Source organism: Paraburkholderia sp. BGA-UO-ETr-F21, from assembly GCF_059567925.1.
The window spans coordinates 685,441-700,271 of the sequence record NZ_JCAQOY010000037.1 but is presented as its reverse complement, the minus strand read 5'-3'; the positions used below and the strand labels follow the sequence as shown (position 1 = coordinate 700,271).

The window sequence follows — 14,831 nt, the reverse complement described above, 5'->3', positions numbered from 1 at the left end:
GCGCACCTAGCTCTTCAGCGCACTGGCAAATGCCTTCTGCGCGTCGTCAACCGACTGGTTCTTGTTCCAGAAGTTGGTGACGACGTCGATCAACGCGCCCTGCGTGTCAGGCGAGAGCAGCATTTCCGGATTCGGCAACTGACGCGACTTGTCCTTCATGATCGCAATGCCCTCCTTCGCGCAGATGTCGAGACTGCTGGCGTCCACGTCGGGACGAATCGGAATCGAGCCTTTTTTCGCGCTGAATGCGACTTGCGCGGATGGCGAGGTCATCACCGTGGCAAGCAGATTTTGCGCCTTGATCGCAGTGGGATTGTCCGTTTTCGGGAACACGAACACGTCGCCCGCGACCAGATACGGCGAGTGCGGCCCGAAACCGGGGAAGCAGCCGAAGTCTTTACCCGCGCTCTGATTCGCCGCCGAGAATTCGCCCTTGGCCCAGTCGCCCATGATCTGCACGCCCGCTTTGCCGGAGATCACCAGCGCGGTCGCGTCGTTCCAGTTGCGGCCGGGCGAACCGGCATCGACGAAATCGTGCAGACGCTTGAACGACGCCAGCACTTTCTTGAAGGCATCCGACTTCACGGCATTCATGTCGCGGTCGCGGTACACCTTCAGATACAGATCGGCACCGCCCACGTCAGCCAACACGGCGTCGAAGGTGATTTTCTCCTGCCAGGGCTGACCGCCGAGCGCGAGCGGAATCACGCCCGCGGCTTTCAGCTTGCCGAGATCGGCGATGAACTCGTCGTAGCTCTTCGGCTCGGCGGTAATGCCCGCTTTCTGGAACACCGGCTTCGAATAGAAGAACCAGGCGGGCATGTGGATATCGACAGGCGCGGCGTAGTAGTGTCCCTTCACCTTGATGCTGTCGAGGATCGACTGCGGAAATACGCCGTTCCAGTTCTCTTTCGCGGCGACGTCGTCGACATTGTTCAGCAGGCCCTGATCGATCAGGTCGTGAAACTGCCTGGACGTATTGAACTGCGCGGCGGTGGGTGGATCGCCGCCGACGATCCGGTTGATCGCCGTGGAGCGCGCCTGATCCGCGCCCGCCACCGCGTTGTCGACCCATTGGCCGCCGGCCTTGTTATACGCGTCAGCAAACTGGCGAATCGCGGCTGACTCGCCACCGGAGGTCCACCAGTGAATCACGTTGGCCTTCAAAGGCTCCGCATGCGCGACGACGCCATATAACGTCAGTGCCGCAACCACGCCTCGCAAGACCCATTTTCTGCTGTCCATTCCGTCTCCTTTGTCGGTGTTTCGGGTCGACATACGAACCAGCACCCGCCCGCTATTCGCTGCGTGCTTTGCGCTCCTTCAGGAATTTCGACACCAGTTCGGCACTGCGTTTGATCGTGCGTTGCTGGGTAGCGTAATCGACATGCACGACACCAAAGCGACGCTCGTACCCGAACGCCCACTCGAAGTTGTCCATCAGCGACCAGAGAAAATAGCCGCGAATCTCCACGCCGGCCTTGATGGCCTGATCGACCGCGGCGAGATGGCGCTTGAGGAACGAGATGCGCTGGGTATCCTCCACGTGGCCGTCGATCACCTTGTCGTCCGAAGCCATGCCGTTTTCGGTGATGTAGATCGGCGGCAGGTTCGCATATGTGGCCTTGAAGCCGGTCAGCAGATCGCGCAAGCCGTCCGGATACACTTCCCAGCCCATCTGCGTGCGCTCCACGCCTTCGAGCGGCACTTCCCTGAAACCGTGCGCGCCGTCGCTCGCGACATTGGTGCGGAAATAATAGTTGATGCCGAGGAAGTCCAGCGGCGCGGCGATGGTCTGCATATCGCCGTCGAGCACCAGCGGCTCGGTGCCCGGCCACAGTTCGAACAGATCCTGCGGGTAGCGACCCTCCAATAGCGGATCGAGAATCCACGCGTTGTGCTGCACCTCGAACAGATGCGCCGCGCGCTGATCGGCCGCGCTCCCGCTGTTGGCCGTGCCGCGTCCGACATTGGCGACGATGCCCTTTTGCGAAGCCGGATCGTTGGCGCGCAAGACCGGCACCGCGAGACCGTGCGCGAGCAGCAGATGATGCATGGCCTGCGTGGCATAGCGTCCGTCTGCGAGCCCCGGCGCGTGGTGGCCGTTGCCGTAGCCTAGGTACGCCGAGCACCAGGGCTCGTTCAGCGTCATCCAGCCGTCCACGCTGCCGGCCAGCTCGCGGCTCATCAGGTCGGCGTAGTCGGCGAAACGGTACGCGGTATCGCGATTGAGCCAGCCGCCGCGATCTTCCAGATGCTGCGGCAAGTCCCAGTGATACAGCGTGACGAAGGTCGTGACGCCCTTCTCCTTCAACCGCCCGAGGAGCCGTTTGTAGAATTCGATGCCTTTGCGGTTTGGCGCGCCGGCCGCGTCCATCACGCGCGGCCAGGCGATGGAGAGCCGGTAGCCTTCGAGGCCGAGCCCGGCCAGCATGTCCACGTCCGCTTCCCAGCGATGATAGTGATCGCAGGCCACGGCGCCGGTGTCGCCGGCGAGAACCTTACCGGGCGTCGCCGAGAACGTGTCCCAGATGGAAGGCAGGCGGCCGTCTTCGTTCACCGCGCCTTCGATCTGATAGGAGGCCGTGGCCGCGCCCAGCAGAAAGTTCTTGCGCCATAGCGACGAGTCCGCTGGCGGGGTGAAAGGATCGGCTGGCGATTGGGAATGGGAGGAGAGAGCGTCGGATACAGCAGAAGCGTCGTTTGCCACGAGGTCTCCATACATAGCAATTACCGCGCTGAGGCCATGAAACGGCGGCACAGCGAACGTCCACGCTCATCCACTCAGAAGCTCAAAGTGGAAGCGCTTCCACACGACCAGCGAACGATATCAGCGGCCGATTCAACGCAGCAATCAGGGTTTGTCTGGAGCGGTTCTGGCACGCGCGACGGCATGATGCGCCGCGCATTGAGAGACGCCTGCAAGCGGCGCACCGACCACACCGGAAGCGCACAAGCGCGACATAACGCGCCCAACGTATCGATCCTCAGTGCCCAGCAGTCAGATTGAACGCGCCGCTGTCGTAAGCGTCGCAATACGCTTTCCAATCCGCAGCCACCTGCGCTTCGCACTGCATCGCGACGTTCACCAACGGCACCTGCCAATCCTGCCGATTGCCGAACGCGATCAACTCGTCGCCGATCGACGACTTTTGACGCCCGCCGCTGCGCAGATGTGCCCACGCGCTCAATTGGGCCATGTTCTTCACCACCTCTTCGAGACGCGGCAGCTTGCCGTCCCAATCGCTCAACGCCACGCGGTCTTCCGAAGGCTGAAGACTACGCAACACATAGGATCGCTGATTGAATTCAACCGCGTGCAGGAATGCCTGCGAGACCGCCTGATTGCGCCGTTGAATTTCCACCACCCGCTGCGCTTCCGTCTGCCAGGCCGGTTGCGGCGTACCGATGTGTGGCGTGACCGAAGAAGGCAGCGCCTCTTTCAGATCAATCAGATAATTGCCGTCCGGCGAGCCTTTTCCTTCGACGAGGATTACGTAACGATCCACACCGAGACTCCCCGTTCCGGCAATGCGCCGCGCGACGTCGAGAATGCGGAAGAAGTTGGGATTGGGCTCGGTCGCGGCGAACTTTTGCATGAACTGCGTGACCGCGGCCCGCTGGGTATCGCTCACCGCCAGCGCTTTCTTGCCGTCCACTTTCAGCGCGCGGGTTTTGCCTTTGAGCGTGGTGCGCCGGTCCAGATGCGCAACCCGCGTACGGCTGGCGAGCGCGACGAACAGATCGCGCACCATCCCCGTCGCGGTTTCCTCTTCGATCCAGCGCGATTTGCCGTCCGCGAGCGCCGCGCCGTACGCTTCCACGGCGGTGTGGCACAGCGCCAGCGCCTGCGCGCGGCTCAGTTTCAGATCGCTCGCGCCGACCAGCACGCTCGTCAGCAACCGCACCAGCTCGTAGAGATTCGGCGCGAGACACGCTTCATCGAAATCGTTATTGTCGAAGTAGATCAGACGATTGTCGGCCTTGTAGCTGCCGAAATTTTCCAGATGCATGTCGCCGCAGATCCACACCGGCGGTGCGTCGTCGAGCGCCTTGTCGCGCGGCAGGCGTTCGTAAAAGAGGTGGCACGTGCCGCGCAAAAACACGAACGGTGAAGTGCGCATCGCCTTGTATTTCATCGCAAGCCGCTCGGGATCACGACCTGTGTTAAAGCTGGCGATGGTCTTTGCGATATCGAGCATGAGTTTCCTTTGTATGTGCGACTCAGCGCCGCCCGGCTGTCGTTCAATGCCGACGCATGGAATCCGCAAGCGCATGCAGATTGAGTGGCTTCACGCGTATCATGCCGCCGCGCGGACTGTCGATATCCGCGATCAACGTGAACGATAGCGACACCAACAGTGGCACGATCAGCAGCAATCCCGCCCCCGCTTTCAATCCGCGCGCGCCGTAGCCGACCAGCAGATTGGCCCCCATCGCTATTAGCATCATGAGCACCCACGCTGCGGCAGGAATGCGATTCCACCACGCGGCCTGGGTATAACCTTGCGCATTGAGCACATCGTTCATTCCCGAAACAGCCAGTGCGACGATCGGCGTGGGCTGCGCGGTGGCCGCCTGTTTCACGGTAGACCACATGGCGTCCTGCAGACGCTCGGTTTCCGCGTTGACTTTCGCCAACTCCTGCTCGTCGCGCGTGGTGTAGAACAGCACGCGCTCCTCGATATAGGCTTTCAGCAGGCCGCGCACCATCGCCGCATCGGCCGTGGGCAGCAGTTCGGCGCGAATGTATTCGGTACCGATCGCGTTCGCCTCCTCCTCGTAGTTCTTGCGCTGGTCGTAGCGTCCCACCGCCATCGAAAAAGTGAAACCGATGATCAGCGCAAGCAGTGTCAGCGTAGCCGCCTGAATCACGCTGAAGTCCTCGCGGGCTTCGTCCTCGATTTTTCTGAAGCGCCGCAGGAGTGTGGCGCCGAGACGCGCCGACAGCCACATCAGCACCAAGGAGATGATGAACAGGCGGGCCGGGTAGTGGAGAATATTTTGCATGGCGAGCGTTTGTCTCAGAGCGGTTGGGCAGGAAACGCTTTCTGATACGGAATCGACGTGTACGACCGCTGCATGATAAGCGCAGCAGCACACGCGCGGATAGGGCCGCGATGATGGCTGGCAAGGACGGCCGGAAGATCGCCGAGCACGCGAATCCGCCAAGGCGGCCCAACGCAGTGCTAAACCGTTCAAGCCGCGTAAGCCGCTTAAGCCGGTTAAGCCGTTTCCCGCGCGCCGAACTTCTTGCGATACGCAGCCGGGCTGGTCAACGCGATGCGCCGGAAATGCCGCCGCAACGATTCCTCGGAACCGAAGCCCGCGAGTTCCGCGACGCGCGCCATCGGCAGCAGCGCCTGCGCTTCGAGCAGTTCACGCGCGATCGCCACGCGCTCGCGCACGAGCCACTCATAAGGCGCCATGCCGGTGGCGTCGTGAAACTGACGCTGCAATGTGCGCGGACTCATTGCCGCGCGTTCGGCCAACGAGCGCAACGTGTGCGGCAAGGCGGGATGGCTGCGCACCCAGTCCATCAGCTTCGACAGGCGCCCGCTTTCGTCCTGCGGCATGGGGCGCGGCACGAATTGCGCCTGACCACCCTCGCGATGCGGCGGCACCACCAGCCGCTGGGCAACCCGGTTCGCCACCGCGCTGCCGTGATCGCGCCTCACCAGATGCAGCAGCATATCGAGCCCCGCCGCCGAACCCGCCGACGTGATGATCTGCCCTTCGTCGACATAAAGAGAGTCCGGCTGCACATGCAATGACGGGTAGCGCTCCTGCAATTTGCCGGCATAGCGCCAATGGGTCGTGACGGTCTTGCCGTCGAGCACGCCCGCGGCCGCGAGGACGAACACGCCGGAGCAGATCGAACAGAGGCGTGCGCCGCGCGCGTAGGCGGCGCGAATTTTCTTCAGGAGCGGTTCGGGCGGCACTTCATCGGCATCGCGCCAGCCGGGAATCACGATGGTGTCGGCGCGCTCAATCAGCTTGAGCGTGTAGGGCGCGGCCAGGGTGATCCCGCCTGCCGCGCGAATCGGGCCCGGCTCGCTCGCGCAGACCGCGAAGCGATACCAGTCCACGCCGAGTTCGGGACGTTCGAGCGCGAACAGCTCGGTTACGCAGCCGAATTCGAAGGTGCAGAGCCGGTCGTAAGCGAGGGCGACGACGAAATGATTGTGCATGGCGCGATGTTACCGGAGATTGACGATCACGCTACCTCATCCGCACGGCGCGCAACGCCTGGAGACGTATGTCCGGGCCCGGGACAAAGTGAACGCCATGATCGAGCCGTCCTTCGCCGCTGATCAATTCGAACTTCGATTTCGACAACGAACCATTGAAATCGAAGTACGTCGATCCGACGCGTCGCATCCGGTGCGAATCAACCGGCTCGGTGAACTAGGCGTTCTCGATCCGGCGAACCACGGCACGAGCGAACTCGCTCGTCGACGCAGTCCCTTTCAGGTCGCGCGTGCGGATATGGTCCGTGTTCAGGGTTTCAGTGATTGCAGCTCGCAATCGCTGGGCGAGATCACCTCTGCCGACATGGTCAAGCATCAAGCCAGACGCAAGGAGCAAGGATATGGGATTGGCCACGCCCTTGCCGGCAATGTCCGGCGCCGATCCGTGCACGGCTTCAAATATCGCAGTGTCATTGCCGTAGTTCGCGCCTGGAGCCATGCCGAGTCCGCCAACAAGACCCGCTAACTGGTCCGAGAGAATATCCCCGAACAGATTGGTACACAGCAGCATATCGAACTGCCACGGGTTCATCACCAGTTGCATCGCACACGCGTCGACGATCATGTCATTCATTTCCACACGGCCTGCGTACTCCCGCGCGACGTCTCTCGCGGCTTCCAGGAACAATCCCGTCAGTGCCTTCAGGATGTTGGCCTTGTGGACAACGGTGATCTTTTTCCGTCCGTGTTTCAAAGCATATTCAAACGCGAATCGCGTGATTCGCGTGCAGGCATCGCGTGTGTTGACTCCTGTCGCGACCGCAACCGCTTTCGGGTCATTGCCGACAGGAACATAGTACTCGTGCGCAACATAGAACCCACCCAGGTTCTCGCGTACGAGCACGAGGTCGATCTTGTCGTAGCGACCGGGCACGATGGTACGCACGGGCCTGACATTGGCAAAAAGCTGAAACTCTTCCCGAAGCCGAACGTTGGAAGAACGGAACCCCTCACCGACCGGCGTCGTCAGCGGACCTTTGAGGGCAAGCCTGGTTCTGCGAACACTATCGAGTGTCGCGACTGGTAGCGGGTCGCCACTGTGGGTGACCCCAGCGACCCCGGCATGCTGCACGTCCCAAACAAATGGGGCCCCTAAAGCGTCAAGAATGTGGGTCGTGGCGTCAACCACTTCCGGCCCGATTCCGTCGCCGGGGATCAGCGTTGCGGGAATTTGTTGGCTCGTCGTACTTTCCATGACTTTTCTTCCTGATCTGGATGGCGGCGGGCCGCCGGGACTGGCGATGATGGTGGGCACAACTAATGCGACAGCGTGAGTCGCGGGCATGGACCATTATCAGTATTTCACTAATGTAATACGCATGTGTCAGGCAACGTCAATCCCCATGCCTGACGGTGCACATAAGAGTGGCTTGCGCTGCCACTGCATCCTCCACTTCAGCGCGTGCCGCGAACTTCCAGATGCCGCGCATGTGGCGCTGGAACGAGACCGTCAGGAGAAGCTGGTCACCCGGCTCGACCACCCGCTTGAAGCGTGCCTCGTCGATACCCACGAAAAGATACTGCGCGCTGGCCGGATCGTGCGGCTCTTCCGAGAACGTCAGCAGCGCCGCGGCCTGCGCGAGCGCTTCGAGGATCAGCACACCCGGCATCACAGGACGGCTCGGGAAATGACCCATGAAGTACGGCTCGTTGATCGATACGTTCTTCAGTGCCTTGATGCGTTTATGCGGCTCGAGTTCGAGCACCCGATCTACGAGCAGAATCGGATAGCGATGCGGCAGCAGCGTGAGAATCTTGTGGATGTCGAGATTGATTTTTTCGGTGCTCATGGTATTTCTGCTCACGCATTGGCCGTGCGGCGATGGGTCTGACTGCCGGCGTACGGTTTCGTCATTCTGCCGGTGCCGTCTAGCCTTCATCCAGAAACGACTTCAGGCGCTCGGATCGGGCCGGATGCCGCAGCTTGCGCAGCGCTTTTACTTCAATCTGACGAATCCGCTCGCGCGTCAACTCAAACTGCTCGCCGAGTTCCTCCAATGTGTGATCCCTGCCGCTCTCAATACCGAAACGCAGGCGCAGAATCTTCGCTTCGCGCGGCGTCAGCGTCATGAGCGCCTCGCCGATGGCGTCCCGCATGCTGGCGTGGAGCGCCGCGTCGTCGGGCAAAATGGCGGCGGAGTCTTCGATCAGGTCGCCTACCGACGTGTCGTCGTTTTCCCCGACGGACGCGTCGAGAGAAACCGGCTCCTTGACGATTCGCAGCATTGCCCGAACCTTCTGCTCCTGCATTTCCATCAACTGCGCAAGTACAGCGGCGTCGGGTTCACTTCCCGTCTCCTGCAGGATCTTGCGCGAAATCCGCTTGAGCTTGTTGAGCGACTCGATCATGTGGACGGGAACCCGGATGGTGCGAGCCTGATCCGCGATCGACCGGCTGACGGCCTGCCGGATCCACCAGGTCGCATACGTGGAGAACTTATATCCGCGGCGGTATTCGAATTTGTCCACGGCGCGCATCAGCCCGATGTTGCCTTCCTGGATCAGATCGAGAAACAGCAGTCCGCGATTCGTGTAGCGCTTGGCAATGGAGATCACCAGCCGCAGATTCGCCTCGATCATTTCGCCTTTCGCGCGCAGCGTTTTTGCCTCGCTTGCGCTCAGCGCGCGACAGACCTCGCGAAACTCGTCGAGCGGCAACACGACCCGCTTCTGCAGGGCAAGCAGTTTTTCCTGCTCCAGCTGGATCGCGGGGAGGTTTCGTTCCAGCACGCTGCTGAACGGTTGCCCTGCCGCGACGATCTGCCGCGCCCACGCAGGGTTGGTCTCATTACCGCGGAAATGCGCGACAAACGTGTCACGCGGCACACCGCATCGCTCTACTACGATCCGCGCGATTTCGCGCTCGATAGTTCGGACTTCGTCGGCTGACAGCCGCAGTGCCCCGCACAAGCGTTCGATCGTCCGCGCGGTGAAGCGGATCGTCATCAGCTCGGCCTCGATCGCTGCCTGTGCGGCGCAATAGCGTGCGGAACCGTAGCCTTGTGTTTCATAGGCATCCCGCAATTGCCCGAACCAGTCAGCCACTTTCGCAAATTTCGCAAGCGCGTCGTGTTTCAGTGTCTGGATGTACTGATCGGCGGGTTCGGTTCCAGCGGCGTCATCGTCTTCGTCTTCTTCGCCCTGGGCGTCGTCGAACACAGGGGCCGAATCGAGTGCGTCGTCCGGCACTGCGGTCATATCGTCGGTCCCGGTTTCAGCCGGATCGACCAGACCGTCGACGAGTTCGTCGATGGCCGTTTCGCCGCAGGCGACGCCGTCAGCAATCGCGAGGATCTCCGCTATCGTTGCGGGACACGAAGATATGGCCCGGATCATGCCGTTGCGGCCCTCTTCGATTCGTCGCGCAAGGGCAATCTCGCCCTGACGGGTAAGCAGCTCCGTGGCGCCCATTTCACGCATGTACATGCGCACGGGATCTGTAGTACGGCCGAACTCCGCGTCCACGCTCGAGATAGCCGTGACGGCCTCTTCCTCCATTTGCTCGTCGCTCGCGACCGCGGCCGGATGATCGCCCATGATCATCGACTCCGCGTCCGGCGCCTGCTCGAACACGGCAATGCCCATTTCGCTGAACGCTCTGATCACGTTCTCGATCGCATCCGGTTGCGCGAGGCGCTCGGGCAGACAATCGCTGATTTCCCCTCGAATGATGAAGCCACGCTCGGTTCCGAGCTTGATCAGTGCTTTCAGGTCCGCGCGGCCGCTTTCATTTTCTCCGCTGGACTCATCCGGCATCGAGGTGATCGCAGCATGCACAAGTGTGCTCGCTTTCGTGCGACGTGACGCCGCCCGCGTCGGGACCGTTCCGTCCGGGACCCCGGTGTGCGGCGTCACGTCCTGCGCCGAGGCGTTCGCCGGTTGCGTCGTGATTGCAGGCGTCTGACCTGCAACCGTTATGCGGACACGTTCGTCCTGCATGTCGAGATCTTCCGCTGCCACATCCAGTGCCCGCCTTTTCACCGCCCTCTTCGTCACGCCGTCGCTCCTTTGAGTATCACGTTCGGATCAGCACGCAGCCCGTGCCCCGCCGATATTCGGTGGGAATGCAATGTCAAGGGCACGCGCCGCGCATTCGATCGACTGGCTCCGCTCAGATGCCAAAGTCCCTTGCCCACGACCCGTCACACAGTGGCGGCCGAAATGACTGACGTGATAATATCATTATCATAATCTGCAAATCTGGTTAGCCGTGTGACATGATTGCCGGCCGAGCGGAAGTGGAGCGAAGGCGCTCCCGGTTATCACGAGGCTGAAGAGCCAGACTTACACGCTGCCCAGGCAACTGCATGGATCATTCGCACGCGTCCTTCAACGCCTACATGAAATTTCTTGCCGAGCCGCCCGCGGACGGTACGCCCGTCGTACTGGAAACCGCCAATGCGCTGTCGCTGCACTTCGACCTGCTGGCCACGCAGAGCTTCATGTCCCGGCGCGATCCGCACAAGCTCGTGCTCGGCTATACCCGGACAATGATGGGATTTCTTTTGCTGAAGCCCACGCCCAGCAGAATTTCGATGATCGGGCTGGGCGGAGGGTCGCTGGCCAAGTTCTGTTACCGGCACCTTCCGGACACACGAATAGTGGCCATCGAAATCGACCCCGCAGTGATCGCGCTGCGCGACACATTCCATATTCCGCCGGATGACGAGCGATTCGAGGTGATCTGTGCAGACGGGGCACGATACGTCAAAGGCGGCGACGCGCGCCCTGAGGTGATTCTCGTAGATGGCTTTCTGGCACACGGCATGCCCGCGCAGTTGGGTAACGCGGCGTTTTACTCGGCGTGCCATGCGCGACTTACGGACGATGGAGTGCTCGTCGCCAATTTCGTCGAGGACGATCCGCTTATTCCCCATTATCTGGAAGAGGCGCGCTCGGCGTTTGGTGACTCGCTCTCCATTTTTATGGCAGAGGACAGTTGCAACTACACGATGTTTGCATGGAAAGGCGCGTCGAAGCTTCCGTCCCGGGATGCGCTACTCGCACGTGCACGCACCCTTGCAACGATACATCCGCTGAACCTGCTCGCGACCGCGCGCCGACTGAAGCAAGGCACGAGCCTCGCCATGACTTGGAGATCTGAACAGAATCGGGAGCTGGGCGAGCGCTGACAGCAATTGTGCAGCCGCCACCCGCTTGCAACGAAGCGCAGCGACGCTGAAGGATCGGGGTGGGGACTTGAAAACCGCCTTGATTCAGGCAGTTTTACGGCGCGGGCGCGCACCAATTGCGCTCTTCGTCTTGTAGCTGACGCCGTGCTGCTCAAGGTAATCGCGGATCAATTGCCGAACCACCTGTGAGGGCGTCAGGTCCTGCGCTGAGCACAGTTTCTCGAACGCTTCCTTCTTCACAGGATCGATTAAAATCGTGAGCCGAGCGCTTTTCGTTTCCATGACGGGCAGAGTCCAGATATGTTAATTTAATTATAATACATGGCTGCTCCCGAGTCACCCTGGCGCCGCCCTCGCTGGCGCGTCCTGCCGTCGCCTTCCTGCCGCGAGCGCACACTTGCTCGATCTGTCTGGTCCGTAGAGATGAAACCGTCCGCAGATAGCGGACACCTTCACTCAAGCCGTCCGTCCATATCGGCTCCAGTTGAATTTTTTGCCGTATTCAATGCGCGTGGCCGTGGCGTGGAGATTGACCGCGTGCCGCGCCTGAAGCTCGCGCGCCCGCTCAAGCATTGCTGTGAATGATGGAAGTTCGCCCGCTCCTTTCCACGCAAAAACGGTGACGTTGTGCTCACTACCTTCAGACGGCGCCAGAGCAACCGCGCCGGCAAACACCTCCCAGAGCGCGCGGAGGTAGCGGTGGAAGTCGGGTTCGTCCGTCACCAGATTGGCCACCAGCACGCCATCGTCGCTCAGTCTGCGCCGACAGGCTTCGTAGAACACGCTACTGCCCAACCTGGCAGGCAGGCCGTCGGCATTGAAGCCATCGACCAACAGCACGTCGGGCCGGTGACCCGGCACGGCGACGTACTGCGCACCATCTGCGCAGACCACTGTGAAACGCCCATCGTCGCGCGGCACGTGAAAATGGTCACGCAGCGCGATGACATCCGGATTGATTTCGATCGCGGTGATGGCGGTGTCCGGCAAATGGCGATAGCAGTATTTCGCCAGTGAACCGCCTCCCAGGCCGATCATTGAAATACGGCATGGAGACGGCCGGAACAGCAGAAAGCCCATCATGGTCCGCGTATAGCCCAGTGCGAGAGCGTAGGGATCGTGCCGCAACATCGTGCTCTGGACGCCGCGCGCGTCGAAGTACAACGACACCACCTGGTCGTTTTCAATCACCAATGGCTTGTTAGGGTTTCTCTTTCCTGTCTTGAGCATGATCGGGGGCGAATCGTGGCGTGGTCGGTTGGCGAGTGCGTGTCGAGTGGGGTGCCTTGCCTGAAGCGGGTCAGGAAGACACCTGCGCATGCAGAACCGCCGACAGGGCATCCATCGCGGCGCTTTCGTCGGGCCCCGTAATCAGGATGCGTACGAGCGTGCCTCGCCTCACCCGAAGGGACATGACGGACATGACGTCCTTGGCGTTAACGGACCGGCCGTTCGCCATGCAGACGATATCGCTGGCAAACCGGGCAGCACTCACCGCGAGCCTCGCCGATTCGTGCCCGTTCAGCCCCCACCGGCCATTTATCTGAATCAATGCCTCGACCAACCCACTCCCCTTTGCACGTAAATCGTCACGGCCGGTGCGCCACGCCCGGACATAGCCACACAGCACTCAATGCATGGAACTTGCGGCCCTCTGTGCAAGGAAAGCGCGTAATTGCTGGTCCCATTCGTCATCCCGCACCGCAATGTCGACCGTGCCGAGTCGCTTCATATCCCGATCCAGATGAACCGCCCGAAGCGATTTTGGACGCAGTGGAGCACGAAAGAACTTCCCGTCGTCGTCCAGAAACAGACAGGGCCGCTGCCGGTATCGCGCCCCGAAAAGCGAGGTTGTGTCGTGGACATGGCGGGCCGATTCCTTCTGATACACGAAGATGACATTGATCCCGCAATCTTCCAGGCTGTCGCAGATGTCGGAGAACCGGTACAGCATCTGGAATCCCCGCTCGCCCGCCCTGCCCACACCAATGACAATCAGTCCGTGACGGCCCATCAGGTCTCGCAAGAACCGGTGCGTGTAGTCGTGGGACAAAAGCGAAATACTGGTGTCAATCACGTCAATCTCCCCTCAAACGCAGCGCCCCCGTCTCGCACGATCCCCGCATTCAGGTTCGAAAACACAAAGGGCGTGCCGGTCAATAACCAGCATTATTATTGTAACGCACTCTAATGATGATCTTATTATCATAATATGTGCGTCCGTGTCAGGCAGACCGTTTCCATCCTGATGGTGGCTTCGGGCGCGGCGAGCGGGGCGTCACGAAGCCGCAGCCAGCTATTGCGCTAGCGGTCGAGCCAATAGATCCGTCCGCGCAGATCGTCGATCAGCGGCACGATCGCCAGCGCGATCGACAGTGCCGCGAGCGGAAATAGTCTGCTGGCATCAGGTATCGACTCCTGTTTGCATGCATCGAGCCGTGCCGGCGCATGCAGGAGCCGGAGCGGCATCGGTGGAACCATCTCAACAAAGCTGCTAGGATGATAATGACATTATCATAAACTGGTAACCCGATGCACCTTCCAGCCTGGCAGATTCAACGCACGCACCCGGCCCAGGCAGTTTCCGGAGACGATTGATTTGTCGGCCAATCACCATCACTTCAGGCAGGCGCTGGCGGAACTGTTGAATGGCCCGCCCGGAAATCCCGTGCCCGTGGTAAGCGACGGGTTGCGCACACGGTCGCTGCGCTTCGGTCCATTGGGCATACAAAGCTCGATGCGCAGGCGCGACCCGTTCGAGCTCGACCTCCCGTACACACGGGCCATGATGATCTTCGGGCTCTTCCACCACGCCCCACGAGACATCCTGATCGTCGGGCTGGGCGGAGGATCGTTGTCGAAATACTGCTTCCAGAAGTTTCCGTCGGCGCGGGTCACTACGGTCGAAATCGACGCGAATGTGATCGCGTTGCGTGAATTTTTTTTCGTCCCGCCCGATTCGGAAAGATTCCACATCGTGCATGCCGACGCGGCCGCGTATCTTTCACACAGGACGGGAATCGCCGACGTGATCCTGCTCGACGGCTTCGACGCAACGGGTCTGCCCGCTGCGCTGTCCAGCCAGTTGTTTTACGATTCCTGCCGTGCGGCGCTGCGCGACAAAGGGGTTCTCGTGTCAAACCTGCTGAACAATGACGCCCGGCTCGCCACGCACCTCGCCCGGATGCGCCGGGCGTGCGACGCAAACCTGCTCCGCACCACGGCGCAGTGCGGGGCAAACGTCATCGCCGTCGGCTTCAAGCGGAGAACCGTGCCGGGGTGGGACGACCTCCATGCCCGCGCGAAGGTCTTGACGACATCGCTGGGTCTCGACCTGTGTCGTCACGTCAAACGAATGGAACATCATCACCGGGAGGAGTCTGATTCGGAGTACCCTTCGTCCGGCGAGCCTGCCGTCGAACACGACATCTGACAGCCCCGGAGACAA

The 14,831-nt window shown here is 61.1% G+C and carries 15 protein-coding genes; 2 read left to right on the top strand and 13 right to left on the bottom strand.

Going from position 1 to position 14,831, the window contains the following annotated elements:
• Window positions 1–6: 6 nt before the first annotated feature.
• The 8 genes from AC57B1_RS26825 to rpoD all read right to left on the bottom strand — a co-directional run bounded on the left by AC57B1_RS26825 (window position 7) and on the right by rpoD (window position 10,247).
• Entirely contained in the window at window positions 7–1,245 is a 1,239-nt protein-coding gene (locus AC57B1_RS26825) for an ABC transporter substrate-binding protein (RefSeq protein WP_408182061.1), read from the bottom strand.
• A 52-nt stretch (window positions 1,246–1,297) separates the two neighbouring features.
• Window positions 1,298–2,710, bottom strand: coding sequence for a GH1 family beta-glucosidase (locus tag AC57B1_RS26820; protein WP_408348212.1), 1,413 nt, complete (start codon window positions 2,708–2,710; stop codon window positions 1,298–1,300).
• A 277-nt stretch (window positions 2,711–2,987) separates the two neighbouring features.
• On the bottom strand, window positions 2,988–4,202 hold the full coding sequence (locus tag AC57B1_RS26815; protein WP_496419176.1) for a DUF2252 domain-containing protein: 1,215 nt from the start codon (window positions 4,200–4,202) through the stop codon (window positions 2,988–2,990).
• Between the two features lie 43 nt (window positions 4,203–4,245).
• Window positions 4,246–5,010 carry a bestrophin-like domain gene (locus AC57B1_RS26810; protein ID WP_496419175.1) on the bottom strand — a complete coding sequence of 255 codons (765 nt, stop codon included), beginning with the start codon at window positions 5,008–5,010 and terminating at the stop codon, window positions 4,246–4,248.
• A 215-nt stretch (window positions 5,011–5,225) separates the two neighbouring features.
• Window positions 5,226–6,191 (bottom strand): transcriptional regulator FtrA, encoded by a 966-nt coding sequence (gene ftrA / locus AC57B1_RS26805; RefSeq protein ID WP_496419174.1) that lies wholly within the window; start codon window positions 6,189–6,191, stop codon window positions 5,226–5,228.
• Window positions 6,192–6,408: 217 nt separating this feature from the next.
• Window positions 6,409–7,446 carry an isocitrate/isopropylmalate dehydrogenase family protein gene (locus AC57B1_RS26800; protein ID WP_408348200.1) on the bottom strand — a complete coding sequence of 346 codons (1,038 nt, stop codon included), beginning with the start codon at window positions 7,444–7,446 and terminating at the stop codon, window positions 6,409–6,411.
• Window positions 7,447–7,585: 139 nt separating this feature from the next.
• Window positions 7,586–8,041: a 3-hydroxyacyl-ACP dehydratase FabZ gene (gene fabZ / locus AC57B1_RS26795; protein ID WP_496419173.1), complete on the bottom strand. Its 456-nt coding sequence runs from the start codon at window positions 8,039–8,041 to the stop codon at window positions 7,586–7,588.
• Window positions 8,042–8,120: 79 nt separating this feature from the next.
• Window positions 8,121–10,247, bottom strand: coding sequence for an RNA polymerase sigma factor RpoD (gene rpoD / locus AC57B1_RS26790; RefSeq protein ID WP_496419172.1), 2,127 nt, complete (start codon window positions 10,245–10,247; stop codon window positions 8,121–8,123).
• 311 nt (window positions 10,248–10,558) lie between these two features.
• On the opposite strand from rpoD, the gene AC57B1_RS26785 reads away from it, so the two are divergent.
• Window positions 10,559–11,383 carry a fused MFS/spermidine synthase gene (locus tag AC57B1_RS26785; protein WP_496419171.1) on the top strand — a complete coding sequence of 275 codons (825 nt, stop codon included), beginning with the start codon at window positions 10,559–10,561 and terminating at the stop codon, window positions 11,381–11,383.
• Window positions 11,384–11,467: 84 nt separating this feature from the next.
• Here AC57B1_RS26785 and AC57B1_RS26780 read toward each other — a convergent pair whose 3' ends face one another.
• The 5 genes from AC57B1_RS26780 to AC57B1_RS26760 all read right to left on the bottom strand — a co-directional run bounded on the left by AC57B1_RS26780 (window position 11,468) and on the right by AC57B1_RS26760 (window position 13,852).
• Window positions 11,468–11,665, bottom strand: a complete 198-nt coding sequence (locus AC57B1_RS26780; protein WP_091802594.1) for a ribbon-helix-helix protein — start codon at window positions 11,663–11,665, stop codon at window positions 11,468–11,470.
• A 174-nt stretch (window positions 11,666–11,839) separates the two neighbouring features.
• Window positions 11,840–12,613 carry a spermine/spermidine synthase domain-containing protein gene (locus AC57B1_RS26775; RefSeq protein ID WP_408348189.1) on the bottom strand — a complete coding sequence of 258 codons (774 nt, stop codon included), beginning with the start codon at window positions 12,611–12,613 and terminating at the stop codon, window positions 11,840–11,842.
• Window positions 12,614–12,683: 70 nt separating this feature from the next.
• A complete protein-coding gene (locus tag AC57B1_RS26770; RefSeq protein ID WP_408348186.1) occupies window positions 12,684–12,947 on the bottom strand; it encodes an HPr family phosphocarrier protein in 264 nt (87 codons plus the stop codon).
• Window positions 12,948–13,013: 66 nt separating this feature from the next.
• A complete protein-coding gene (locus tag AC57B1_RS26765; protein WP_496419170.1) occupies window positions 13,014–13,460 on the bottom strand; it encodes a hypothetical protein in 447 nt (148 codons plus the stop codon).
• A 227-nt stretch (window positions 13,461–13,687) separates the two neighbouring features.
• The gene (locus tag AC57B1_RS26760) at window positions 13,688–13,852 is read right to left on the bottom strand and encodes a hypothetical protein (protein ID WP_496419169.1); all 165 of its coding nucleotides are present in this window, start codon (window positions 13,850–13,852) and stop codon (window positions 13,688–13,690) included.
• A 130-nt stretch (window positions 13,853–13,982) separates the two neighbouring features.
• Between AC57B1_RS26760 and AC57B1_RS26755 the strand changes: the two genes are divergently transcribed.
• A complete protein-coding gene (locus AC57B1_RS26755) occupies window positions 13,983–14,816 on the top strand; it encodes a fused MFS/spermidine synthase (protein WP_496419168.1) in 834 nt (277 codons plus the stop codon).
• Window positions 14,817–14,831: the final 15 nt, after the last annotated feature.

Excerpts from the sequence above, each read along its gene's own strand:
- AC57B1_RS26775 (WP_408348189.1), bottom strand. The coding sequence starts at position 12,613 with ATGCTCAAGACAGGAAAGAGAAACCCTAACAAGCCATTGGTGATTGAA.
- AC57B1_RS26780 (WP_091802594.1), bottom strand. The coding sequence starts at position 11,665 with ATGGAAACGAAAAGCGCTCGGCTCACGATTTTAATCGATCCTGTGAAG.
- AC57B1_RS26825 (WP_408182061.1), bottom strand. The coding sequence starts at position 1,245 with ATGGACAGCAGAAAATGGGTCTTGCGAGGCGTGGTTGCGGCACTGACG.
- ftrA (WP_496419174.1), bottom strand. The coding sequence starts at position 6,191 with ATGCACAATCATTTCGTCGTCGCCCTCGCTTACGACCGGCTCTGCACC.
- AC57B1_RS26815 (WP_496419176.1), bottom strand. The coding sequence starts at position 4,202 with ATGCTCGATATCGCAAAGACCATCGCCAGCTTTAACACAGGTCGTGAT.
- fabZ (WP_496419173.1), bottom strand. The coding sequence starts at position 8,041 with ATGAGCACCGAAAAAATCAATCTCGACATCCACAAGATTCTCACGCTG.
- AC57B1_RS26810 (WP_496419175.1), bottom strand. The coding sequence starts at position 5,010 with ATGCAAAATATTCTCCACTACCCGGCCCGCCTGTTCATCATCTCCTTG.
- AC57B1_RS26785 (WP_496419171.1), top strand. The coding sequence starts at position 10,559 with ATGGATCATTCGCACGCGTCCTTCAACGCCTACATGAAATTTCTTGCC.
- AC57B1_RS26800 (WP_408348200.1), bottom strand. The coding sequence starts at position 7,446 with ATGGAAAGTACGACGAGCCAACAAATTCCCGCAACGCTGATCCCCGGC.
- AC57B1_RS26760 (WP_496419169.1), bottom strand. The coding sequence starts at position 13,852 with ATGCCGCTCCGGCTCCTGCATGCGCCGGCACGGCTCGATGCATGCAAA.